This is a genomic window from Kribbella sp. ALI-6-A, assembly GCF_001984195.1.
GTDB lineage: Bacteria > Actinomycetota > Actinomycetes > Propionibacteriales > Kribbellaceae > Kribbella.
In genome coordinates, this window is record NZ_MTQN01000010.1 from 1,039,629 (window position 1) to 1,062,019 (window position 22,391).

Sequence of the window (22,391 nt, forward strand, 5' to 3'; positions counted from 1 at the left end):
TGTGGAGGCGGCAGGGGACTTAGGTTGCCCTCAATCCTGTCCGCCTGGAAACACGGGAGCCTGAGCGTGAGCAAACCCCGGAAGATCGCGGTGGCTGCACTGACAGCCGCGGCGCTGGTCGTACCGCTGCTGACCGCCACCACCGCGACAGCGGCGGCGCCGAAGCCGACGGACCCGCCGACGCCGTCCATCCCGCAGAAGTACCTCGACCAGCCGATCCAGTGGTCGGTCTGTTCGTTCGATGCCCAGATCAAGCGGCTGTACCCGCAGGCGCCGACCACCAACTGCGCCAAGGTCAAGGTGCCGATGGACTGGGCCAACCCCGACGCGCACCCCGACATCGAGGTCGCGATCTCGTACAGCAAGGCGACCGGTACGTCGAAGGGCCTGATGGCCTCGAACCCCGGCGGTCCGGGCGGCGCCGGCCTGAACCTGTCCGCGGCGCTGGCCACCGAGAAGCCGCAGCTGTTCAGCGACTTCGACCTGGTCGGCTTCGACCCGCGCGGCTTCGGCCAGTCCACGCCGCTGCAGTGCATCACCACCGCCGAGGCGCTGAACGCCCTGCCGGTCACCCCGGACTACAAGGAGCGCACGAAGCTCACCCACCAGGTCGAGGTGGCCGAGGCGAAGCTGCAGGCCGACGCCTGCGCGGCCACGGAGTACGGGCAGTTCGTCAGCAGCCAGCAGACCGTGTACGACATGGAGTTCATCCGGGCGCTGCTCAAGGCCCGCCAGCTGAACTTCATCGGCTATAGCTACGGCACCTGGCTCGGTGGCTGGTACGCCGACACCTACCCGTCGAAGGTCGGCCGGTTCGTGCTCGACTCGAACATGGACTGGACCCACACCCAGTGGCAGAACGTGAACTTCGACCCGTTCTCCGGCCAGCGCCGCCGCGACACCCAGCTGTTCCCGTGGATCGCCCGGCACGCCGACCAGATCAGCGGACTCGGCAAGACGCCGGCGCAGGTGCTGGCGAAGTACAACGGGATCCGCGCGTCGCTCGTCACGCTGGTCAAGGCCGGCGAGAGCTCGGTCCGCGGTGACGGCCTGGACGGCAACATCTACAGCGCGATCTACGGCAACGTCCGGTTCATCCGCGCCACGATGGACATCCTGGTGCACGACGAGTACGTCAAGGACCCGTCGGACTCCGGCGAGATCGAGGTCCAGCACGTCGACCGCGCGTGGGCCCGGCTGTCGCCGGAGCTGCAGGCGTTCGACACCCTCGCCGCGATCAGGGCCCGGTACGGCGTGACCGCCGCGGCCGCGGCGACGCTGGCGGCGGCCCAGGTCGACACCGCCAAGTCGGTGCTCGCCGACGCCCGGGAGACCGCGGCCAAGGCGACGTCGGGTGACCAGCCGGTGAACCTCGGCGCGATCGGCACCACGGTGCGCTGCAACGACACCGCCTGGAACTCCGACCCGAACTTCTACCTGCGCGAAGCCGACCGGATGGCCAGGAAGTACAGCTTCTTCGGCTACATGAACGGCGTCCCGATGTGCGCGTTCTGGAAGTACGCCCCGCAGGACCGCAACCTGGACCTGAAGGGGTCGCCGCGGATGCTGATGGTCCAGGGCGAGCTCGACCCGGCCACGGCGTACGAGGGTGCGTTGCGCACGCACAACGACACCAAGCAGTTCACCCGGTTCGTCGCGATCGACGACGAGGGCCAGCACGGCCAGTACGTCGGTTCGGCGTCGTCGTGCGCCGAGGCGATCGGTGACAAGTTCGTGTTCGGCGGCGAGCTGCCGGGCAAGGATCAGGTCTGCGGCACCAGCCCGCTGCCGGCCGAGCTGTCGGTCTACCCGGTCGACGGTCCGGTCGACGGCAACGCGGTGCGGCTGCCGAAGTCGAAGGCGAACTCCGGCAAGACGAGCCCGATGCTGCAGCAGGTGCTCGACACGGTGGCGGCCGGCGCGCTGCGCTAGTCGTCGTCAGCGGTAGAACCGAGGCCCCGGTGGATTCCACCGGGGCCTCGGTCGTGTTCAGTGCGAAGCGTCGTAGTCCGCGTCCATCCGCGCCTTGTACTTGACCCAGCGCTCGCTCAGCCCTTCGACCTCCTCCTGGATGAACGCCAGGAAGCCGAGCGTCGAGCTGACCCTTCGGTGCGCCTCGCTGCCCGGCTCGAGCTCGTTGATCAACAGGCCGAGCACGTCCTCCCAGCGCGGCAGGAACCGGTCCTGGCGCATCATCGATTCGTACCAGAAGTTGTCCTGGACGACGTACACGTCGCGCCGGCTGCCGGGCTCGCGTTCCCGGGTGGCCAGCCGCATCTGCAGCAGGTAGCGAACCGCGCCGGACACCGCCGCGGGACTGGCCTGCAACTGCTCGCACAGCTCGGCGGAGGTCAGCCGTCCCTTCTCGCTGGCCAGGATGGCGGCGAAGGCCCGGGCCGACATCCGCGGCCAGCCGGTCTCGGCCAGCAGGTTGCCGAAGCCCTCGGCGTACCGCTGGACCGCCTCGTCGTCTCGTTGTGCGCTCACCGGCCCATCATCTCCCCTCGGTGCGCCGGAAACCTGCGATGTGAGAGACACGTTAGAAAGATTCACAAAATTCTGAATGAAGTGTAGCTTCTGAAACATGACATCAGCCATCGTGGTCTCCGGACTGCACAAGTCCTACGGCGTGACGCACGCCCTCGACGGTCTCGACCTGGAGGTCGCGACCGGAGAGGTGCACGGCTTCCTCGGCCCGAACGGAGCCGGGAAGTCCACCACCATCCGGGTCCTGCTCGGCCTGCTCCGCGGTGACTCCGGCGACGTTTCGCTGCTCGGTGGCGATCCCTGGCACGACGCGGCCCAGCTGCACCGGCGACTCGCCTACGTCCCGGGCGACGTCAACCTGTGGCCGAACCTGACCGGCGGCGAGGTGATCGACCTGCTCGGCCGGCTGCGTGGCGGGCTCGACCCGAAGAAGCGCGACGAGCTGTTGCGCCGCTTCGACCTGGACCCGACCAAGAAGGGCCGGACCTACTCCAAGGGCAACCGGCAGAAGGTCGCGCTGGTCGCCGCGCTGGCCTCCGACGTCGAGCTGCTGATCCTGGACGAGCCGACTTCCGGCCTGGACCCGCTGATGGAGGAGGTGTTCCGCCAGTGCATCGAGGAGGAGCGCCACCGGGACCGGACCGTGCTGCTGTCCAGCCACATCCTGTCCGAGGTCGAGGCACTCTGCGACCGGATCAGCATCATCCGCAAGGGCAAGGTGGTCGAGACGGGCACCCTGGCCGATCTGCGGCACCTGACCCGCACATCGGTCCAGGCCGAGCTGGCCTCGTCGCCGAACGGGCTCGCGAAGCTGCCCGGCGTACACGGTCTCGAGGTCGAGGGCCACCGGGTCCGCTGCGAGGTCGACACCGCGCAGCTGGACGGCCTGATGAAGCAGCTCGCCGCGAGCGGCATCAAGAACCTGGTCGCGCAGCCGCCGACGCTGGAGGAGCTGTTCCTGCGGCACTACGAGGACGACACCGCCGAGCCCGCTCTGGTGGACGCGCGATGAACGACTTCGTCGGTACGTCGACCCTGGTCCGGCTGGCGCTGCGCCGCGACCGGGTGCTGATTCCGTTGTGGGTCGTGGTGTTCGTGCTGATGGCTGCCGGCTCGGCGCAGGCGTCGATCGACCTCTACCCGGACGAGAAGTCGCGGATCGAAGCGGCGACGACCACGAACTCCTCGCCCGCGCTGGTGTCCTTGTACGGCCGGATCTTCGATCCCTCGTCGCTCGGCGAGCTGTCGCTGTTCAAGCTGACCGCGTTCGGTGCGTTGCTGGTCGCGCTGCTGGCGTCGATGCTGGTCGTCCGCCACACCCGCGCCGAGGAGGAGTCCGGCCGGCTCGAACTGCTCAGCGCCGGAGTCCTCGGCCGGTACGCCGCTCTGACGGCCGGACTGCTCGTCTCGGGCCTGACCGTCGTACTGATCGGGCTGCTGACCGCCGTGAGCCTGATCGGCGTCGGACTCCCGGTGGCCGGATCGTTCGCCTTCGGACTGGTCTGGACCTCGGCCGGTCTTGCCTTCGCCGGCGTCGGCGGGCTGACCGCCCAGCTGACCGAGGGCGCGCGGGCCGCGAACGGCCTGACCGCCATCGTGCTCGGTGTCTCCTACGTGCTCCGCGCGATCGGCGACTCCTCGGACGGTACGGCCTGGGTGTCTTGGCTGTCGCCGATCGGCTGGTCCCAGCAGATCCGCGCGTACGCCGGTGACCGGGTCGTCGTGGCCCTCGCGCCGCTGGCGTTGCTCGTGGTGCTGGTCGCGGCGGCGTACGCGTTGCTGCGGCGCCGGGACATCGGTGCCGGTCTGGTCCGCCCGCGACCGGGTCCCGCGACGGCCGCCGCCTCGCTGCGGTCGCCGCTCGCCCTGGCCTGGCGGCTGCACCGGGGCTCCCTGTACGGCTGGGGTTTCGCGTTCCTGCTGCTCGGACTGGTGGTCGGCAACATCGCCAGCAACGTGGACGGCTTCGCGGGATCGGAGAGCGCCAAGGAGTTGATCCAGAAGCTCGGCGGCGTCGACGGCATCACCGACGCGTTCCTGTCCACGGAGATGGGCGTGCTCGGCCTGCTCGCCTCGGCCTTCGGCATTCAGGCCGCGCTCCGGCTGCGCTCCGAGGAGACCGCGCTTCGCGCCGAGCCGCTGCTCGCCACTGGCGTCACCCGCAGCCGCTGGCTGTCCAGCCACGTGCTGATGGCTCTGCTCGGCACCACTCTGCTGATTGTGGTCGGCGGCCTCGGGGCCGGCATCTCCAGTGGCGCGGAACTCGGCAACACGGGCCGCCAGGTCCCGCGCCTGCTGGCCGCCGCAGCCGTCCAACTCCCGGCCATCTGGCTGGTCACCGCGCTTGTCGTGCTGCTGTTCGGTGTGGCGCCGAAGCTGGTCACCGCCGGGTGGTTCCTGTTCGGTGCCTTCCTGCTGATCGGCCAGTTCGGCTCGATCTTCGACCTGCCGCAGTCGGTGATGAACCTCAGCCCCTACGGTCACACGCCCCGCCTCCCCGGCGGCGACTTCAGCGCCACGCCTGTCGTCTGGCTGACCGTCATCGCCGCCGCCCTGATCGTCGCCGGCTACACCACGTTCCGCCGCCGCGACATCGGCTGACCGACGCCCACCACCGATCAACCTCGCCCGCGGGGGCCGCTGCGCGGCGGTTCGCGCGGGCGCCCGGCGAGTCACCGCCCGTTGATCGGTGGTGGAGGTCGGCTGTCTACGATCAGGGGGTGCCGGAACCTTTGCAGCAGAAGTCGCCCGAGTTCGTCGAGTTCTGGACCGAGCGGCATCTGTGTGTGTTGAGCACCGTGCGCAAGGACGGGACGGTGCACGCGGTGCCGGTCGGCGTGACCGTGGACTTCGAGGCCGGGATCGCTCGGGTGATCTGCAGCGGGGGATCGCACAAGGCTCGGTTGATCCGGGCGGCCGGGGCCGACGGCGCGGCGGTCGCGGTGTCTCAGGTGGACGGCCGGCGCTGGTCGACGCTGGAAGGCCGCGCGGTGGTGAGCGACGACCCCGCCAAGGTCGCCGACGCCGAACGCCGGTACGCCGCGCGCTACAAGCAGCCCCGGGTGAACCCCGAGCGCGTGGTCGTCGAGATCACCGTGACCAAGGTGCTCGGGAATGCGTGAACAGAAGCTGACCGTCGTCGGCGTCGGTGCGGACGGGTGGGACGGGCTCTCGCCGGTCGCGCGCCAGGCGGTCGAGGATGCCGAAGTGGTGATGGGCAGCGCCCGGCAGTTGGAACTCGTGCCGGTGACGGCCGCGGAGAAAATCGCCTGGCCGTCGCCGCTGTCGGAGTCGCTGCCCGGACTACTGGCGACACACGGGGCCCGGAAGATCTGCGTCCTGGCGAGCGGTGACCCGACCTTCCACGGCATCGGTACGACACTCACGCGGCTGCTCGGTGCCGACGCGGTGCACGTGATCCCGCACCCGTCGAGTGTTTCGCTGGCCTGCGCGCGACTCGGGTGGCCGCAGGACCAGGTCGAGGTGATCAGTCTGGTCGGGCATCCGCTCGAGCTGGTCCATCCGCACGTCCAGCCGGGCCGGCGGCTCGTCGTACTGAGTTGGGGATCGCACACTCCGGGAGAAGTCGCCAAGCTGCTCACCGAGCGCGGGTACGGCGGCTCGGAGTTCACGGTGCTGGAGCAGCTCGGCTCGCCCGACGAAACCGTCCGGACCACGTCCGCCCGCGACTGGGACCACCAGGTCAACGCGCTCAACGTCATCGGGATCGTCTGCCAACCGGACGCCGGTGCGCCGTTGCTGCCGACGAGCCCCGGTCTGCCCGACGACGCGTACGAGAGCGACGGCCAGCTGACCAAGCGGGAAGTCCGCGCCATCACTTTGTCGCGGCTCGCCCCGGTCCCCGGTCAGTTGCTGTGGGACGTCGGCGGCGGCGCGGGCAGCATCGCCATCGAGTGGACCCGGCACCATCCGAGCTGCCGGGCGGTCGCGATCGAGCGCGATCCGGACCGGGCCAAGAGACTCGACCGCAACGCAGCCGCCCTCGGGGTGGTCGTCCGGACCGTCGTCGGCGCGGCCCCGCAAGCACTGGCCGACCTCGATACGCCGGACGCGATCTTCATCGGCGGCGGCGGCACGAAGCCCGGCGTGATCGAGACCTGCTGGGACGCCCTCGCGCCCGGCGGCCGCCTGGTGATGAACGGCGTCACGCTGGAGACCGAGACCTTGATCGCCCGCTGGTACGCCGAACTCGGTGGCGACCTGGTCCGCCTGTCGGTGCAGCGCGCCTCGCCCGTCGGCGGCATGACCGGCTGGCGCCCAGCGATGCCCGTGACGATCTGGAGCGTGACCAAGTGACCGTCCACTTCATCGGTGCCGGGCCCGGCGCGGCCGACCTGATCACCGTGCGCGGCCGCGACCTGATCGCGAACTCACCCGTCTGCCTGTACGCCGGTGCGCTGGTCCCGGTCGAACTGCTCGACCACTGCCCGCCTGCCGCTCGCAAGGTCGACACGGCCAATCTCGACCTCGACCAGATCGTCGCCGAACTGGCCGCCGCGCACGAGCAGGGCCTCGACGTCGCGCGGCTGCACTCCGGCGACCCGTCGGTCTTCTCCGCGATGGCCGAGCAGATGCGGCGGCTCGACGCGCTCGGCATCCCGTACGACGTGACGCCCGGCGTACCGGCGTACGCGGCGGCCGCGGCGAGTCTCGGCCGCGAACTGACCGTGCCGGAGGTCGGCCAGACGGTGATCCTGACCCGCGTCGGCGGCCGGGCGACGGCGATGCCGCCGGGGGAGGACCTGGCCACGCTCGGCGCGAGCCGCGGCACGATGGTGCTGCACCTGGCCGTTCAGCAGATCGAGCGACTCGTCGAGGAGCTGATCCCGAACTACGGCGAGGACTGCCCGGTCGCGGTCGTCGCGCGCGCCAGCCGTCCGGACGAGCTGGTCCTGCGCGGGACGCTGGCCGGTATCGCCGAGCAGGTCCACGCGGCCGGCGTACGGCGGACGGCGGTGGTGATCGTCGGGCGAACACTTGCCGCCGACAACTTTCCCGACAGTCACCTGTACTCGACGACGCGGGCCCGCTAGCCGATCCAGACGACGATGCCGGTCAGCCCGTGCAGGACGCTGGCGACCCCGGCGCGGATCGCCGCGCCGGCGCGTTCGGGCGTGAACGACGCGGGGTCGTAGGTCGACGACATCCCGAGCCCTTCGCCGCGGTACGCCGCGCCGGTCCAGTCCGCGGCGGTGACGTTGTGCGTGGGCTCGGCCAGTTCGGCGCCGACCACCAGGAACTGCTGGTCGAGATGGTTCGCGGTGACCAGTGCGAGCGGATCGATCAGACTGTTGCCCGCAGCCACGATCAGGTCGGGCCTCAGCCCCAGCGCGTCGGTGATCCGGTCGATCCGGTGCGCGGGATCGTCGGCCGTGATCGTCTTCAGGTCGACCTTCTCGGCCTTCGCCCAGGACGTCACCGCGTCGGTCAGCGTCTTGGTCTGGGCGTCGCCACCGGCTGACAGCAGCACGACCCGGTAGCCCTTCGACGGATGCACGCCGTCCCACGATCCGGGCTTCGGCGTGACCGTGGCCTCCGGCGTCGGCGGCGCCTTCGGGTCCACGAAGCCGTTGCCCAGAGCACCGACCGGGCTGGGCGCGACCCGCGGACCGGCCCAGTCGTCGTTCGCCCCACACCCCGTGAGGGCGACGGTGAGAGCGAGCACGATCGTCGCGGCGAGACGCGGACGCAAGAGATCCTCCGAGGCGGAGACGGGAGTTGGTCGGCACCCTTCCTACCCCATCGGCGGGCGTCGTCCGGGCCCGGTCGCGAGATGTTCGGCCGCGGTCCGCCGGTCGTTCATCCGCGCGGGGCAGCGTGCGGCCGACCAGGAAAGAAGGCCCCATGCCCACCCGCAACCGTCCGTCCGCCCTCGCTCGCGCAGCGTACGCCGCGATCCTGCTCGCCGTCCTGGGCCTCGCCCTCGGTGCCGCTCCCGCCGCGGCCCACGGCTTCAGCTCGACCGTGTACGCCGACCTGACCGCGCCCGAGCGTGGACACGTCCGGGCCGAACTCGGCCTCGAGTACGACCTGCTGGTGGTCTCCACCGCAGACGCCGAGAAGGACGACGCGCTGTTCCGCGAGGGCACCGCCGCCTTCGACGCCCGCGACACCGCTCGCCAGGCCACCGCGCTGACCGGCCACACCCGATCGGTCGTCGGCTACGTGAGCAAGCGATTCGCCGTCACGGCGCAAGGCCAGGCCTGCAAGCCGAGCCAAGCCGGCGGTTACACGATGACCGAGCGCGACGGCGTCCCGTACGCGCTGCTCGTGCTCGACTACGCCTGTCCGGAGCCGGCCGAGGCGCACGAGATCCGCAGCACGCTCTTCGGCGACGACGAGGGCTATGTGCGCGACACGAAGACGATCCTCACCTATGACCTCGACCTGAAGTCGGGTAGTGCGGCACTCGACACGCAGCGGCCGGCGTTCTCGACCCAGCAGTCCTGGACCGAGCGGTTCTGGGACTTCTTCCGGCTCGGCGCCGAGCACCTGCTGACCGGCCTCGACCACATCCTCTTCCTGCTCGCGCTGATCGCGGGATCGCGGCGGCTGCGCGAGATCGTGCTGGCGGCGACGTCGTTCACGGTGGCCCACTCGGTCACGTTCGTGCTCGCCGCGCTCGGGCTGGTGAAGGTGCCCGCGTCGTTCGTCGAGCCGGTGATCGCGCTGTCGATCGCGGTCGTCGCGGGCTGGCATCTGTGGCGGCTGCGGCAGCGCGGGCTGCATGCCGGCGAGCTGGACACGATCCGCAACCGGCACTTCAGCCTTGATCGGGCGGGCTGGATCCGGCTCGGTGTCGTGTTCTGCTTCGGGCTCGTGCACGGGCTGGGGTTCGCCAGTGCGCTGGGCATCGACGCGGCCTGGTCCTGGCAGTTGCTGTGGTCGCTGCTGGTCTTCAACGTCGGCCTCGAAGCGGTCCAGCTGTCGCTGATCGGGCTGGTCTTCCCGGTGCTCGCGCTGCTGCGACGCCGAAGGCCGACCACCGCGCTGTGGGTGACCGGCGCGCTGTCGGCGGGGGTGGCCGTGGCGGGCCTGGTGTGGTTCGTCCAGCGGGTCACAAATTGATTGAGTCCGAATATATTTGGCGGCGGGGAAACGGATGTTCACCGCTGGTCCATCCGTCGCGAGGAAGTTGGCGCAGCAACTACTTCTCGGACCTGAAACGGACGGAACCTCGATGAAGTTCAATCAGTGGAAGCAGGTCCGCCTGCGCGGAGCTGCTGGACGCCGCCTGGCGCTGGCCGCGGTGGCGGTGGTGGGGGTTTCCACAGCGTTCGGTGGTGGTCTCGCGACCGCCGCCCCCAGCAAGCCCGCCGACGGTGAGGCGGTCGCGGTCTCGCGCATCGTGCTCGGCGTCGGCGCCAAGGAGAACCAGCGGGTGCTCAGCTGGTACTCCTCGACCAACGCCGGCCAGCTGGTCCAGGTCGTGCCGGCCTCGAAACTGGTCAAGGGCCAGTTCCCGAAGAACGTGACCTCGTTCCCGGCCACCGTCACGGCCAACGCCGTCAACGGCGGGTTCAACGCGCACGCGACGATCGACGGCCTCAAGCAGCGGCAGAAGTACGCCTACCGGGTCGGCAACGCCGGGCACTGGTCGCCGACGTACACCTTCCAGACCCAGGACTTCAAGGGCGATTTCAGCTTCCTGTTCTTCGGTGACCCGCAGATCGGCTCGTCCGGCGACACCGCCAAGGACGGCGCCGGCTGGGCCGACACCCTGAACGTCGCGCTGACCGCGAACCCGAAGGCCGAGCTGCTGGTTTCCGGTGGCGACCAGGTCGAGAGCGCGAACGTCGAGAGCCAGTGGGACGCGTTCCTCGGCTCCGACAAGCTGCGCCAGTACCCGTGGGCCGCGACGATCGGCAACCACGACGTCGGCGGCAAGGCCTACGAGCAGCACTTCTGGACGCCGAACACCGACCGCTCCACGCCGTACTACAACGGCGACCAGGCGGTCCGCTCCGGCGGTGACTACTGGTACCTGTACAAGGACGTGCTGTTCATCGACCTGAACAGCAACGCCTACGCCAACGGCTCGGACGCCGCGCACATCGGCTACGTGACCAACGTCGTCAACACCTACGGCGCCAAGGCGAAGTACACCGTGCTGGTCTACCACCACTCGATCTACTCGCCGGCCAGCCACGCGAACGACGGCGACAACCAGCTGCGCCGCCAGGACTTCCCGACCGCCTTCTCCCAGCTCGGCGTCGACCTGGTCCTGCAGGGGCACGACCACAGCTACTCGCGCAGCTACCAGATCAAGAACGGCAAGAAGGCCAATCCGGCCGAGCAGCCGGGCGCGACCCAGGTCACCCAGGGCCCCGGCGGCGTCGTCTACGTGACGGCCAACTCCGCCTCGGGCTCGAAGTACTACGACCTGACCAAGCCCGACGTCACCAAGGACCCGAACTACGGTCCGGACCCGCTGAACCCGAAGAACCACTGGGCCAACTCGGTGGAGAACCAGGAGCACGTCCGGACCTACGTCCGGGTGCAGGTCAAGGACGACAAGCTGGTCGTCGAGAACCTGCGCAGCGGCACCTGCGCGGCGCCGAACGCGGCCGTCGAGCTCGGGCAGGAGTCGTGGTGCGGACCGGACAGCGGCGCCACCCCGGCCGCGCCGGTCGGCTCGGTCGTCGACAAGGTTGCCATCCACACCTACAAGGGTGGCAAGGGCAACAACAAGGTTGCCGCTGACACCAACTGGCTCCGCTGAGACCTGAGAGAACGCGGTCGGCTCGCTTCGGTGCGCTGACCAACCTCTGGTGGGGCGGGCGGGGGCCCGCTCCACTTTCCGACCTTTTCGAGGATCACATCCATGCGCCCGACCCGTCTCCTGGCCGCCGCCGTACTGGCCGCCACCAGCCTGTACGCCGTACCGGCCGCCGCCGCTCCCGCCGACGATGCTCCGTGGAGCGTGGAACCGGCCGACAACGCCTTCGGTCCGGACCGGCAGAACTACACCTACACGGTCGCACCGGGTGACACGGTGGACGACGGGTTGCTCGTCGTCAACCGGGGGACCACACCGCTCGAGCTCGCCGTGTACGCCGCCGACGGCTTCACCACGGACTCCGGCCAGCTCGATCTGCGCCGCAAGGACGCGAAGGCCACGAGCGTGGGGGCTTGGGTTCATCCGGGGCTTGCTTCCTTGCGGATCCTGCCGGGCAAGTCCGCCTCGGTGCCGTTCAAGGTGACTGTTCCGGCCGACGCGGCGCCTGGGGATCACATCGGTGGCATCGTCACCTCGGTCGAGCAGACCGACCCGGCCTCGAAGCAGCCGGTGGAGCGACGGATGGGCGTCCGGATCAAGCTGCGGGTCGGTGGGGAGCTCAAGCCTCAGCTGACGGTGAGCGACGTCCACGTGCATCCTTCGCTGGTCGGCGGTGACGCGACGGTCACCTACACCGTGCACAACACCGGCAACGCGACCGTGTCGGCGCGGCAGAAGGCGTCGCTGGCCGGTCCGTTCGGTCAGTTGCGGGCCGAATCGGGCGAGGTCGCGGACTCGCCGTCGTTGCTGCCGGGGGACTCGTGGAAGGCGAGCGTTCCGGTCCGCGATGTTGCTGCCGTGGTGCCGTTGAGTGCGGAGGTGACCGTTGTGCCGCTGCTGACGGACGCCGCTGGTTCGACCGCGCCGCTTGCCGCAGTCTCCGGGGAAGCGCATGGACGGCTCCTTCCCCTGATCGTCCTGGTGGTTCTGCTCGTGCTGGTCGGCGGTGCGGTCGTCGTCCGTCGGAGGGGCCGGCGCGAGATAGTGGGTGGGTGAAGGTCCTACTGCTCGGCGGAACCGGCGAAGCCCGGCGCCTCGCTGACCTCCTGGTAGCCCAGGACATCGACGTCGTGTCCTCGCTGGCCGGTCGTACGACGGACGCCAGGCTTCCGGCCGGTCAGGTTCGTCAGGGCGGGTTCGGCGGGGTGGATGGTCTGGTCGCCTGGCTGCGGGACGAGCAGGTCGATGCGCTGGTCGATGCGACTCATCCGTTCGCGGCCACGATGACCGAGCACGCGGCCGAAGCGGCCCGGCGTACGGGGGTGGCGTTGCTGGTACTTCGCCGCCCTGGCTGGGACGGCGGCCACGGGAGTGCGTGGCATTGGGTGGAGTCCGCCGATGCGGCTGCTCGGCTCCTCCCGCAGGTCGGTTCGCGGGTGTTCCTCACCATCGGCCGGCAAGGTCTCGACGCCTTCGCCGGGACCGGGCTGTGGACACTCGCCCGCTGCGTCGACCCGCCGGAGCCCGAACCCGACTGGTGCACCGTGATCCTCGCCCGCGGACCCTTCGCGGTGGAGGACGAGGTGCGGTTGCTGCGCGAGCACCGGATCGACGTCCTGGTGACCAAGGACAGCGGAGGCGAGATGACGTCGGCGAAGCTCGAGGCCGCGCGGCAACTCGGCGTACCGGTGATCGTGATCGGCCGGCCACCGCTGCCGTCCGGTGTGGACGCGGTCGAGTCGGTGGACCAGGTCGTCGAGTGGCTGCGGCGCCGTCGGTAGAATCCGAGGCCTTATGGGAATCCAGATCGCACCCAGCATCCTGTCCGCGGACTTCGCCAAACTGGCCGACGAAGCGGCGGCGGTCTCGAACGCCGACTGGCTGCACGTCGACGTGATGGACAACCACTTCGTCCCGAACCTGACGCTCGGCATGCCGGTCGTCGAGTCGCTCGCCAAGGCCGCGAGCCAGCCGCTCGACTGCCACCTGATGATCGAGGACCCCGACCGCTGGGCCCCCGGCTACGTCGAGGCCGGCGCGAGCAGCGTCACCTTCCACGCCGAGGCCTGCCGCGCCCCGATCCGCACCGCCCGCGAGATCCGCGCCAAGGGCGCCCGCGCCTCGATGGCCCTCAAACCGGCCACTCCGATCGAGCCGTACGAGGACCTGCTGCCCGAGCTCGACATGATCCTGATCATGACCGTCGAACCGGGCTTCGGCGGCCAGAAGTTCCTCGACGTCTGCGTCCCCAAGATCCGCCGCACCCGAGCGCTGCTCGACAAACACGGCCTCGACCTGTGGATCCAGATCGACGGCGGCGTCTCGGCCGACACCATCGAACAGTGCGCCGAAGCGGGCGCCGACGTGTTCGTCGCGGGTTCTGCTGTTTATGCAGCGGACGACCCGAACGCGATGGTCGAAAAGCTTCGCACGCTGGCGCAGAACGCCGGCTAACCGGGTTTCTGTACGCCGAGACCGCCCGGCGACGCGAGTTCGCGCGAAGCAGACACCTCCGGCTGAACGGTTGGCAGAGGAGGATGCACTCGCCGGCCGACGCCCACCACCGACCAACCCCCGCAGACCGGCCATGCGCCGCGGCAGTGGAGCGTGCCTTCCCGCAGACGAACATGCTTGGTCAGTGGTGGCCTCAGCCACCGCGGACGTTGTCGGCCGCATCGCAGGCGGCGGTCGGGCAGCGCCAACTCTTCCTGACGCGACATCCCTGCGCGGGGAGCGTGGTGGAGGGCCGACCGGCGAGTGGCTTCTGGGAGGATCAGGGAGCAACCCCGAGCGCGAGGAGTGCGGTGTGAGTGAGCACAAGCCGGTGGAGAGCTGGCTGACGGACATGGACGGCGTGCTGGTGCACGAAGAGCGGGCGATCCCCGGCGCCGCCGAGTTCATCGCGACGTTGCAGACGTCCGGGCGCAAATTCCTCGTGCTGACGAACAACTCGATCTACACCCCGCGCGACCTCCGGGCGCGGTTGCTCGCGGGCGGCATCGACGTACCGGAGCGCGCGATCTGGACCAGCGCGCTCGCGACCGCGCAGTTTCTCGACGACCAGCGGCCCGGCGGTACGGCGTACGTGATCGGCGAGGCGGGGCTGACGACCGCGTTGCACGAGGTCGGGTACGTGCTGACCGACCGGGACCCGGACTACGTCGTGCTGGGGGAGACCCGGACCTACTCGTTCGAGGCGATCACGAAGGCGATCCGGCTGATCTCGGGCGGCGCGCGGTTCCTCGCCACGAACCCGGATCCGACCGGCCCGTCGGCCGAGGGGCCGTTGCCGGCCACCGGGTCGGTCGCCGCGCTGATCACCCGCGCGACCGGCGTCGCGCCGTACTTCGTCGGCAAGCCGAATCCGCTGATGATGCGCAGCGCGCTGAACCGGATCGAGGCGCACTCCGAGACCTCGGTGATGATCGGCGACCGGATGGACACCGACATCATCAGCGGGCTGGAAGCCGGCCTGCGCAGCGTGCTGGTGCTGACCGGCTCGACCGGCGAGCACGAGGTCGACCGGTTCCCCTTCCGGCCGACCCGCATCGTCGAGTCGATCGCCGACGTCGTCCCGCTGGTCACCGCGCTCGCCTAGGGCGGATCGCAGGCCGCCGTCCGGAAGCCGAAGCCGCTCGCCGTCAGCGTCTTGAGGATCTTCGGCAGCGCCGCGATCGTCTGGGCCCGATCCCCGCCGCCGTCGTGGAACAGGATGACCGAGCCGTTGCGCACGGTCGCGGGCACGCGGCGCTCGATCGCCGCGACCCCCGGGCGGGTCCAGTCGCGTGAGTCGATGTCCCACAGCACGACCTGTTTGCCGAGTGCGGCCGCGCGCCGGTCGACGAGACCGTTACGGGCCCCGTACGGCGGTCGCAGGCACCCTGGCGCGAGACCGGTGCGCGCCTGGATCTGCGCGTCGGTGTTCTTCACCTGGCGCTCGAACGCGGACCACGACAGCTTGCTCAGGTTGGCGTGCGACCAGGTGTGGTTCTGCACGCTGTGCCCGCGCTCGTGCAGCCTCCGCGCGAGCTCCGGATGTCGCTTCACCTCGGCGCCGACCACGAAAAACGTCGCCTTGGCGCCGTACCGGTCGAGGATGTCGAGGATCTGCGGCGTGTACCGCGGATCCGGGCCGTCGTCGAAGGTGAGTACGACGTACTTCGCCGGCAGTGCAGGCGCCGGTGGTGGTGCGGCAGCGGCCTGTCCGGCCGGCTCGTGGGACCTGCCGACGGCGGCAGTGCCGAGCCCTACGACCAGCGCGACGACCAGCGCCGCGAGCGCGACGGCGGTCGACGAGTTGCGTCCGGGCGGGCGTGGGCCGGACAGATCGAGTGACGGTGGGCGGCGATCGGGCGGATGACGCAGGACCATGTGTCCCCCCGGGACGTTGGTGACCTCACCCGCCCACGATCAGCCGGATCCCGGCGAAGGCCAGGACCCACGCCGCTTCCGCGTCAACTACCCGGATAGCGGACGGCGTCGGAGCACCCGCGACACGACTGCTGCGACCGCGGCGTCTCCGCCGCGCTCGCGTCAGAGCACCTGCGACAGGAACTGCCGCAGCCGCGGCGACTCGGCCGCGGTGAACAGCTTGTCCGGCGGACCGGCCTCGACCACCACACCGTGATCCATGAACGCGACCTGGTCGGCGACCTGCCGGGCGAAGCCCATCTCGTGCGTGACGACCACCATCGTCATGCCGGCGTCGGCCAGGTCGGCCATCAATCCGAGCACGCCCTTGACCAGCTCGGGGTCCAGCGCCGACGTCGCCTCGTCGAACAGCATCACCTCGGGCTTCATCGCCAGCGCCCGGGCGATCGCGACCCGTTGCTGCTGGCCACCGGAAAGGTTGCCGGGTCGCGCCGACGCCTTCTCCTTCAGCCCGACCAGCTCCAGCTGCTCCAGCGCTGCCTCGGCCGCACCCTCCTTGGTCAGCTTCTTGAGCTTGCGCAGCGGGAGCGTGATGTTGTCCAGCACGGACTTGTGCGGGAACAGGTTGAAGTGCTGGAACACCATCCCGATCCGCCGCCGCAGCTCGTCCGGGTTGCTCTTCAGCACCGACTCGCCGCCGAGCTTGATGTCGCCGGCCGCGGGCTCCAGCAACCGGTTGGTCGCCCGCAGCAACGTCGACTTGCCCGATCCCGACGGCCCGATCACACAGGCGGTCGAGCCGGCCGGTACGGCGAGATCGACGCCGCGCAGCACCTTGTTCTTCCCGAACGCGAGTTCGATCCCGGTCAGCTCCAGGCTGGCCGCGGACTCAACGATGGTCGGCATGAACGAGCTCCTCGACCTCGAGATCAGCGGGACGGCCCTCGCGCAGCCGCTTGTCGAACCAGTTCACCAGATGCGTCAGCGGCACCGTGATGATCAGGTAGAAGATGCCCGCGAGCAGCAGTGGCGACAGGTTGCCGTTCGTCGCCGCGGCGTCCTGCCCGATCCGGAACAGCTCCCGCTGACTGGCCAGCAGCCCGAGGAAGTAGACCAGGCTGGATTCCTTGATCAGCGCGATGAACTGGTTGACCAGCGCCGGCAGCACCCGTCGTACGCCTTGCGGTATGACGACCAGGCGCATCCCCATGCTGTAGCCGAAGCCCAGCGCGCGGGCCGCTTCGAGCTGGCCCTTCTCCACGCTCTGGATGCCGGAGCGGAAGATCTCGCCGATGTAGGCGGCGGCGATCAGCGACAGCGCGAGGATGCCCAGCGGGTAGGGGTTCGGACCCCACCAGTGCCGGGTGATCGGCGACAGGCCCTGACCGATCAGCAGGATGGTCAGGATCGCCGGCAGGCCGCGGAAGATGTCGGTGTAGACCTTCGCGGGCCAGCGCAGCCAGCGCCGCCGCGACAACCCCATCACCGCCACGATCATGCCGAGCACGGTGCCCAGCACGACCGAGGCGGCGGCGAGGATGAGTGTGTTGACCAGTCCCACCTTGAGCATCTCGGGCAGGACGGCCTTCATCGACTCCCAGTCGAGAAAGGTGTCGTTGAGGGTGGACCAGATGTCCATCAGCCGGCGGCGGGGGCGCCGCTGGCCTTGGGCGCGGTGAACTTCACGGTGCCGCTACCGGGCTTGAAGTTCGCCGGTACGGCGCGGCCGGGGTAGTACTGCTCGACCAACTTGGTCCAGGTGCCGTCGGCGATGACCTCGTCGAGCGCCTTGTTCACGGCCTCGCGCAGCTTGTCGTTGCTCTTGGCGACGGCGAAGGCCATCGGCGCGTCGCTCAGCTCCTTGGCGGCCAGGATCACCGTGCCGCCGCCCTGCTCCTTGGCCATCTTCTCGCCGATCTCGGCCGGTGAGACCCAGGCGTCCGCCGTACCGGCCTTGAGCTGGCCGAGCGCGGCGTTGTAGTTCGGGACGCGGACCGGGTTCAGCTGCTTCTCGGTGGCGTAGTCGTCCTGGACGGTGCCCTGGACGACGACCACGCGCTTGCCGGCCAGCTGGTCGAACGAGGTGATGCCGGAGGTCTTGGTGGTGTTCAGCCCGAGGTAGCCGAAGTCGTACCCGTTGCTGAACGCAACGGTCTTCTTACGGGCCTCGGTGACCGTGATCGACGAGCTGCCGAGGTCGTACTGCCCGCCGTTGACCTGCGAGAGCAGGGCGGAGAAGTCGGTTCCGACGAACTCGGGCTTCAGGTTCAGCTTCGCCGCGACCGCGGTGATCAGGTCGTTGTCGAAGCCGGTGAACTTGCCGTCCTTGACGTACACGTTCGGCGGCGCGTCGGTGAGCGTGCCGATCCGCAGCGTGCCCGGCTGGAGCAGGCCCAGGTCGGGGCCCGAGGCATCCGTGGTGTCGTCGCTGCCGCAGGCCGCGAGCCCGACGGCCAGGGTGACGGCCGTGGCGAGAGCGGCGAGGCGGCGGAAGGCGCTGGTGGCGCGCACAGGTGTCTCCTTAGCAACAGGTGTGATTCTGGAACGGTGGGGATGACCCACCGAACGACGCTAACGCCGCCGGCGTTGGCGGCATTCCGTCGGGACACCGGATGAGACGGCTCCGGAATGTCTACTCCGGCTGTGATATATCAGCCGGTACGACGTTCGAAGTGTGCCACAGCGTCATCGGTTCGTCCCGCACCGTAAACGCGCAGCAGCTCGGCCAGTCCGGGCGCGTCGGCCTGGGCCGTGGTCGCCCAGCCACGTACTGCTGCTTGCGCAGGTCCCACGCGCGCCAGACCGAGCCCATGCCGCCGGTGCCGATCAGGCTCGGATCAACCGAGGTCGAGGGTGCGGGCGGGCCAGTGGGTGCGGAGGTGGCGGTCATGGGTGGCGAGGACCACGGCGCCGAGGGTGGAGTTGAGGGCGTCCTCGAGTTCGTCGGCGAGGGTGGGAGAGAGGTGGTTGGTGGGCTCGTCGAGCAGCAGGAGTTCGGGAGGGGCGGCGATCACCAGGGCCAGGGCGAGGCGGCGGCGTTGGCCGACGGAGAGGGTGCCGACGGGCCGGCTCAGCTGGTACGGCGGGAGCAGGCCGAGGGAGTCGAGCGGGACTGTCTCGGCGAGATTGTTGCCTAGGGCACGTGAATAGATCTGCTGGGGCGTCTGGCTGGGATCCGCGAAGGTGGTGTCCTGGGCGAGCAGGGCGACGGTCAGGCCGGGGCGGCGGTGGAGGGTGCCGCGGAAGGGGAGGTGACCGGCCAGGACGGACAGGAGAGTGGATTTGCCCGCGCCGTTCGGGCCGGTGATCAGGAGGTGGTCGCCGGGAGCGAGTTCCAGGTGATCGAGGGTGAGGCGGTGTGGGACCTCGAGCTGGTCGGCGCAGATGAGCGGTTCGGCGGAGGAATCGGATGCCGCGAGCACGTCGGGATCAGCGTGCCGCTGGGTCGTGAGGGCGCGGGGCCGAAAGCGCAGAGGCTCGTGCGGTGGTGCGATCTGGGTGCGGGTGAGGGTCTCCAGCCGTCGGGCCGCCGCGCGGGTACGACGGGCGATCTGGTTCTGGACCCGACCGGCGGTGTGGCCCTGGCCCATCTTCTCGTTGTCGCGCGGGATCCGGCCGGGCGCGACCTGGTACGCCGTGACCTCGGCGGCCTCGCGGAGCGCGGCCAGCTCGGCCTGCTCTTCGGCGTACTGGCGTTGACGGCGCTCGCGGGCGGCGCGGCGGGCGGCCTGGTAGTCGGCGTAGTTGCCGCGGTACCGGGTCGGGCCTTCGAGGTCGAACAGGTCGGTGCAAACGGCGTCGAGCAGGGCGCGGTCGTGGGCGGCGATCAGGACGACGCCGGGGAGGGCGCGGAGCTGGTCTTCGAGGAAGGCGATCGCGGAGTCGTCGAGATGGTTGGTCGGTTCGTCGAGCAGGAGGGCGGTCGGGCGGCGGATCAGCAGGGCGGCGAGGGCGAGCCGGGCGCGCTGGCCGCCGGAGAGCGAACCTAGGACCCGCGATCGGGGGACGTCGCCGAGACCTAGGCCGGCGAGGACCAGGTCGGCCCGGCGGTCCGCATCCCAGGATCCGTGGTCCTCGGCTTGCGCGAGGCGATCGCCGTACGCCGTCAGCAGGTCGGCCGAATCGGGATCGTCGGCGAGGGCCTGGGCGAGACGGTCGAGCTCGGCGAGGTCGGAGTGGGCGTCGTGCAGGGCTTGTTCGAGTACGTCGGTGAGCGTGACGGTGGGGTCGAAGGGGAGTTCCTGGGGGAGGTAGCCGAGGTCGGGTGGGCGGGTGGCGTGACCGCCGTCCGGGTCGTCGGCGCCGGCGAGGATCCGGAGCAGGGTGGACTTGCCGGCGCCGTTCTCGCCGATCAGGCCGATGCGCTGACCGGGCGCGGCGGTGAGGGAGACGCCGTCGAGTACCCGGCGGGCGCCGAGGATGCGGACGATGTCGTCGGCAACAAGAGCGGAAAGGGGCATAGGGCAACCAGTTCGAGGGAGAGTGCCCCCGCGTCCCCGGCGTGCGCGGGGGGACACGGAGGTGAGGGCAAATGTGCGAGGACCGGCCTGATTCAGCTGGTCGCCGCAGGCGGAGTGGACTCCATCAACTGCCCCTCACGCAGCGCAAGCCACCGCGTGATCCCGATCTCCGCGAGGAACCGCTCGTCGTGGCTGACCACAACAAACGCACCCTCGTACGCGTTCAGCGCCGCTTCGAGTTGCTCCACGCTGACCAGGTCAAGGTTGTTGGTCGGCTCGTCCAGCAGCAGCAGCTGCGGCGCCGGTTCCGCGTACAGGACGCACGCGAGCGTCGCCCGCAAACGTTCACCACCCGACAGCACACCAACCGGCAGATGAATCCGCTGACCGCGAAACAGAAAGCGGGCCAGCAGATTCATCCGCTGTGCCTCAGCCATCGTCGGCGCGAAGTCCGCAAGGTTCTGCGCGACCGTGCGGTCCAGGTCGAGCAGATCGAGGCGCTGGGACAGATACGCGATCCGCCCATCGGCGCGTTTCACCGAACCGCCGTCCAGATCGCCCTGGACCCAGCGGAGCAGCGTCGACTTGCCGGCGCCGTTCGGGCCGGTGAGGGCGATTCGCTCCGGCCCGCGGATGTTCAGCGCGGCGCCCTCGCCCGTGAACAGGTCGCGCTCGCCGAAGCGCACCGTCAGTCCGCTGCCCTCGAAGACCGTCCGGCCGGCGGGCACGTTGGTCCCGGGCAGTTCCAGTGCGAGTCGCGGTTCGTCGCGGCGGGCGCGGCCGGCCTCGTCGAGCTTGGCCTTGGCGTCGTTGAGCCGGTTCGCGTGGGTGGCGTTGGCCTTCGCGGCCGAGACCTCGGCGGACCGCTTCATGTTGCCGGCCATGATCCGCGCCAGCCCGGCGTCCTTGAGATTGCGCTGCGCGTTGCTCGCCCGCCGCTGGGCCCGCTCACGCGCCAGTTGCATCTCGCGCTTCTCCCGCTTGAGGTCCTGCTCGGCGGAGCGGATGTTCTTCTCCGCGACCTCCCGCTCGGCCTCGACCGCTTCCTCGTACGCCGTGAAGTTGCCGCCGTAGTACCGGACCTCGCCCCGCTCCAGCGCGGCGATCCGGTCCATCCGGTCGAGCAGGGCGCGGTCGTGACTGACCAGGACCAGGCAGCCGTTCCAGCTCTCCAGTACGGCGTACAGCTTGTGCCGCGCGTCGAGGTCGAGGTTGTTGGTGGGCTCGTCGAGCAGCAGGACGTCGGGCTGCTTCAGCAGTTGCGCGGCCAGTCCGAGCGAGATGACCTGCCCGCCGCTGAAGGTGTTGAGCCGTCGGTCGAGATCGGCGTCGAGCCCGAGCCGGTCGAGTTGCGCGCGGGTGCGCTCCTCGATGTCCCAGTCGTTGCCGACGGCAGTGAAGTGCCGCTCGTCGACGTCGCCGGACTCGATCGCGTTCAGCGCGTCGATGACCGGCTTGACGCCGAGCACCTCCGCGACGGTCAGGTCGCCGACCAGCGGCAGGCTCTGCGGCAGATAGCCGAGCACGCCGTCGACGGAGATGTTGCCGCCGGTCGGCTTCAGTTCGCCGGCGATCAGCTTGAGCAGCGTGGACTTGCCGGCGCCGTTGGGCGCGACCAGGCCGGTCCGCCCTGGACCGGCGGTGAAGGCCAGGTCGGTGAAGACCGGGGTGTCGTCGGGCCAGGCGAACGACAGGGAGGAACAGACGATGGACGCATCGGACATGCGGAAGACCTCGAAGAATGAAGCGCCGCCGGCGGCCGGCGGCAGCGGACAGTGGTCAGGAAACGCCGATCAGGCCACGGCAGCGGTGCGTGCGCACCGGCCTATGGCCTGTCACCTCGGGACTCACCCCGAGATGTCGTCGTCGACTCCTGCCACGTTCGCGGTCTCCTCGAAGAATTCTGGTGACTCAAAGCCACGATAACAGCCGGCCGGTGATCGGCCGAAGCGATTTCACCGACCTCCACCACCCACCAACCGGCCCGCGGGCGGTCGACGGCCGCTCCCTCGAGCGGGCCCCTCGGCCCTGGCGCCGGGTTGGTCGGTGGTGGAGGTCCGAGTGGCGGAAGCAACATCGGCGGGACTGGAGCGGCGTCGTACACTTCCAGTACGAGTGAACCCACTCGCGTGCTCCGGGGTCGGTGTAATTCCGAGCCGGCGGTGACAGTCCGCGACCCGGTCGACGCAGTTCGTCGGCCGGTTGACCTGGTGGAATTCCGGGACCGACGGTGAAAGTCCGGATGGGAGGCGCACGCGATCGGCGTGCGCTCCGGCGTCCGGACACGACGCGGCCCAGTGGGTCGCGTGAGGTGACCCTCGAGGTCACGGATG

20 protein-coding genes and 1 riboswitch are annotated in these 22,391 nt (G+C 69.8%); of the genes, 12 read left to right on the forward strand and 8 right to left on the reverse strand.

What is annotated here, in order from left to right; all coding sequences use genetic code 11:
• Positions 1-66: 66 nt before the first annotated feature.
• Positions 67-1,932, forward strand: a complete 1,866-nt coding sequence (locus BWI15_RS19260) for an alpha/beta fold hydrolase (RefSeq protein ID WP_077015754.1) — start codon at positions 67-69, stop codon at positions 1,930-1,932.
• A gap of 57 nt (positions 1,933-1,989) precedes the next feature.
• Here BWI15_RS19260 and BWI15_RS19265 read toward each other — a convergent pair whose 3' ends face one another.
• Entirely contained in the window at positions 1,990-2,487 is a 498-nt protein-coding gene (locus BWI15_RS19265) for a GbsR/MarR family transcriptional regulator (protein ID WP_077015755.1), read from the reverse strand.
• Positions 2,488-2,584: 97 nt separating this feature from the next.
• On the opposite strand from BWI15_RS19265, the gene BWI15_RS19270 reads away from it, so the two are divergent.
• The 5 genes from BWI15_RS19270 to cobM all read left to right on the forward strand — a co-directional run bounded on the left by BWI15_RS19270 (position 2,585) and on the right by cobM (position 7,541).
• Positions 2,585-3,499 (forward strand): ABC transporter ATP-binding protein, encoded by a 915-nt coding sequence (locus BWI15_RS19270; protein WP_077015756.1) that lies wholly within the window; start codon positions 2,585-2,587, stop codon positions 3,497-3,499.
• Entirely contained in the window at positions 3,496-5,088 is a 1,593-nt protein-coding gene (locus BWI15_RS19275; protein ID WP_077015757.1) for an ABC transporter permease, read from the forward strand. Before BWI15_RS19270 ends, BWI15_RS19275 begins: the two co-directional genes overlap by 4 nt.
• A 119-nt stretch (positions 5,089-5,207) precedes the next feature.
• Complete coding sequence (locus BWI15_RS19280; RefSeq protein ID WP_077015758.1) at positions 5,208-5,609, forward strand: TIGR03618 family F420-dependent PPOX class oxidoreductase; 402 nt, start codon at positions 5,208-5,210, stop codon at positions 5,607-5,609.
• Positions 5,602-6,804, forward strand: coding sequence for a precorrin-6y C5,15-methyltransferase (decarboxylating) subunit CbiE (gene cbiE, locus BWI15_RS19285; RefSeq protein WP_077015759.1), 1,203 nt, complete (start codon positions 5,602-5,604; stop codon positions 6,802-6,804). Before BWI15_RS19280 ends, cbiE begins: the two co-directional genes overlap by 8 nt.
• Entirely contained in the window at positions 6,801-7,541 is a 741-nt protein-coding gene (cobM, locus tag BWI15_RS19290; protein ID WP_077015760.1) for a precorrin-4 C(11)-methyltransferase, read from the forward strand. The genes cbiE and cobM overlap by 4 nt, the downstream gene beginning before the upstream one ends.
• Here the strand turns inward: cobM and BWI15_RS19295 are convergent.
• Entirely contained in the window at positions 7,538-8,200 is a 663-nt protein-coding gene (locus BWI15_RS19295; RefSeq protein WP_077015761.1) for a hypothetical protein, read from the reverse strand. The genes cobM and BWI15_RS19295 overlap by 4 nt on opposite strands.
• A 152-nt stretch (positions 8,201-8,352) precedes the next feature.
• Between BWI15_RS19295 and BWI15_RS19300 the strand changes: the two genes are divergently transcribed.
• The 6 genes from BWI15_RS19300 (at position 8,353) to BWI15_RS19325 (ending at position 14,825) form a co-directional block, all read left to right on the forward strand.
• Entirely contained in the window at positions 8,353-9,576 is a 1,224-nt protein-coding gene (locus tag BWI15_RS19300; protein ID WP_077015762.1) for a HupE/UreJ family protein, read from the forward strand.
• 112 nt (positions 9,577-9,688) lie between these two features.
• Positions 9,689-11,230 carry a purple acid phosphatase family protein gene (locus BWI15_RS19305; RefSeq protein WP_083750868.1) on the forward strand — a complete coding sequence of 514 codons (1,542 nt, stop codon included), beginning with the start codon at positions 9,689-9,691 and terminating at the stop codon, positions 11,228-11,230.
• 102 nt (positions 11,231-11,332) lie between these two features.
• A complete protein-coding gene (locus BWI15_RS19310) occupies positions 11,333-12,283 on the forward strand; it encodes a DUF916 domain-containing protein (protein WP_077015763.1) in 951 nt (316 codons plus the stop codon).
• Complete coding sequence (locus BWI15_RS19315) at positions 12,280-13,008, forward strand: cobalt-precorrin-6A reductase (RefSeq protein ID WP_077015764.1); 729 nt, start codon at positions 12,280-12,282, stop codon at positions 13,006-13,008. Before BWI15_RS19310 ends, BWI15_RS19315 begins: the two co-directional genes overlap by 4 nt.
• 13 nt (positions 13,009-13,021) lie before the next feature.
• Entirely contained in the window at positions 13,022-13,681 is a 660-nt protein-coding gene (gene rpe / locus BWI15_RS19320) for a ribulose-phosphate 3-epimerase (protein ID WP_077015765.1), read from the forward strand.
• A gap of 391 nt (positions 13,682-14,072) precedes the next feature.
• The gene (locus BWI15_RS19325; protein ID WP_077016098.1) at positions 14,073-14,825 is read left to right on the forward strand and encodes an HAD-IIA family hydrolase; all 753 of its coding nucleotides are present in this window, start codon (positions 14,073-14,075) and stop codon (positions 14,823-14,825) included.
• Here the strand turns inward: BWI15_RS19325 and BWI15_RS19330 are convergent.
• From BWI15_RS19330 to abc-f, 6 genes are all read right to left on the reverse strand, one after another.
• A complete protein-coding gene (locus tag BWI15_RS19330; RefSeq protein ID WP_083750870.1) occupies positions 14,822-15,598 on the reverse strand; it encodes a polysaccharide deacetylase family protein in 777 nt (258 codons plus the stop codon). The genes BWI15_RS19325 and BWI15_RS19330 overlap by 4 nt on opposite strands.
• A 162-nt stretch (positions 15,599-15,760) precedes the next feature.
• Positions 15,761-16,504: an amino acid ABC transporter ATP-binding protein gene (locus tag BWI15_RS19335; RefSeq protein ID WP_077015766.1), complete on the reverse strand. Its 744-nt coding sequence runs from the start codon at positions 16,502-16,504 to the stop codon at positions 15,761-15,763.
• Positions 16,488-17,237 (reverse strand): amino acid ABC transporter permease, encoded by a 750-nt coding sequence (locus BWI15_RS19340; protein WP_077015767.1) that lies wholly within the window; start codon positions 17,235-17,237, stop codon positions 16,488-16,490. The genes BWI15_RS19335 and BWI15_RS19340 overlap by 17 nt, the downstream gene beginning before the upstream one ends.
• On the reverse strand, positions 17,237-18,109 hold the full coding sequence (locus BWI15_RS19345; RefSeq protein ID WP_077015768.1) for a substrate-binding periplasmic protein: 873 nt from the start codon (positions 18,107-18,109) through the stop codon (positions 17,237-17,239). Before BWI15_RS19345 ends, BWI15_RS19340 begins: the two co-directional genes overlap by 1 nt.
• Positions 18,110-18,435: 326 nt before the next feature.
• Positions 18,436-20,058, reverse strand: a complete 1,623-nt coding sequence (locus BWI15_RS19355) for an ABC-F family ATP-binding cassette domain-containing protein (protein WP_077015770.1) — start codon at positions 20,056-20,058, stop codon at positions 18,436-18,438.
• 92 nt (positions 20,059-20,150) lie between these two features.
• Positions 20,151-21,782: a ribosomal protection-like ABC-F family protein gene (gene abc-f, locus BWI15_RS19360; protein ID WP_077015771.1), complete on the reverse strand. Its 1,632-nt coding sequence runs from the start codon at positions 21,780-21,782 to the stop codon at positions 20,151-20,153.
• A gap of 401 nt (positions 21,783-22,183) precedes the next feature.
• Positions 22,184-22,317, forward strand: a riboswitch (FMN riboswitch).
• Positions 22,318-22,391: the final 74 nt, after the last annotated feature.

What these genes read in the sequence shown, in the direction of transcription:
- BWI15_RS19270 (WP_077015756.1), top strand. Translation starts at nt 2,585, where the DNA reads ATGACATCAGCCATCGTGGTCTCCGGACTGCACAAGTCCTACGGCGTG.
- BWI15_RS19275 (WP_077015757.1), top strand. Translation starts at nt 3,496, where the DNA reads ATGAACGACTTCGTCGGTACGTCGACCCTGGTCCGGCTGGCGCTGCGC.
- cbiE (WP_077015759.1), top strand. Translation starts at nt 5,602, where the DNA reads ATGCGTGAACAGAAGCTGACCGTCGTCGGCGTCGGTGCGGACGGGTGG.
- BWI15_RS19300 (WP_077015762.1), top strand. Translation starts at nt 8,353, where the DNA reads ATGCCCACCCGCAACCGTCCGTCCGCCCTCGCTCGCGCAGCGTACGCC.
- BWI15_RS19305 (WP_083750868.1), top strand. Translation starts at nt 9,689, where the DNA reads ATGAAGTTCAATCAGTGGAAGCAGGTCCGCCTGCGCGGAGCTGCTGGA.
- BWI15_RS19310 (WP_077015763.1), top strand. Translation starts at nt 11,333, where the DNA reads ATGCGCCCGACCCGTCTCCTGGCCGCCGCCGTACTGGCCGCCACCAGC.
- rpe (WP_077015765.1), top strand. Translation starts at nt 13,022, where the DNA reads ATGGGAATCCAGATCGCACCCAGCATCCTGTCCGCGGACTTCGCCAAA.
- BWI15_RS19325 (WP_077016098.1), top strand. Translation starts at nt 14,073, where the DNA reads ATGGACGGCGTGCTGGTGCACGAAGAGCGGGCGATCCCCGGCGCCGCC.
- BWI15_RS19330 (WP_083750870.1), bottom strand. Translation starts at nt 15,598, where the DNA reads ATGGTCCTGCGTCATCCGCCCGATCGCCGCCCACCGTCACTCGATCTG.
- BWI15_RS19335 (WP_077015766.1), bottom strand. Translation starts at nt 16,504, where the DNA reads ATGCCGACCATCGTTGAGTCCGCGGCCAGCCTGGAGCTGACCGGGATC.
- BWI15_RS19340 (WP_077015767.1), bottom strand. Translation starts at nt 17,237, where the DNA reads ATGGACATCTGGTCCACCCTCAACGACACCTTTCTCGACTGGGAGTCG.
- BWI15_RS19355 (WP_077015770.1), bottom strand. Translation starts at nt 20,058, where the DNA reads ATGCCCCTTTCCGCTCTTGTTGCCGACGACATCGTCCGCATCCTCGGC.
- abc-f (WP_077015771.1), bottom strand. Translation starts at nt 21,782, where the DNA reads ATGTCCGATGCGTCCATCGTCTGTTCCTCCCTGTCGTTCGCCTGGCCC.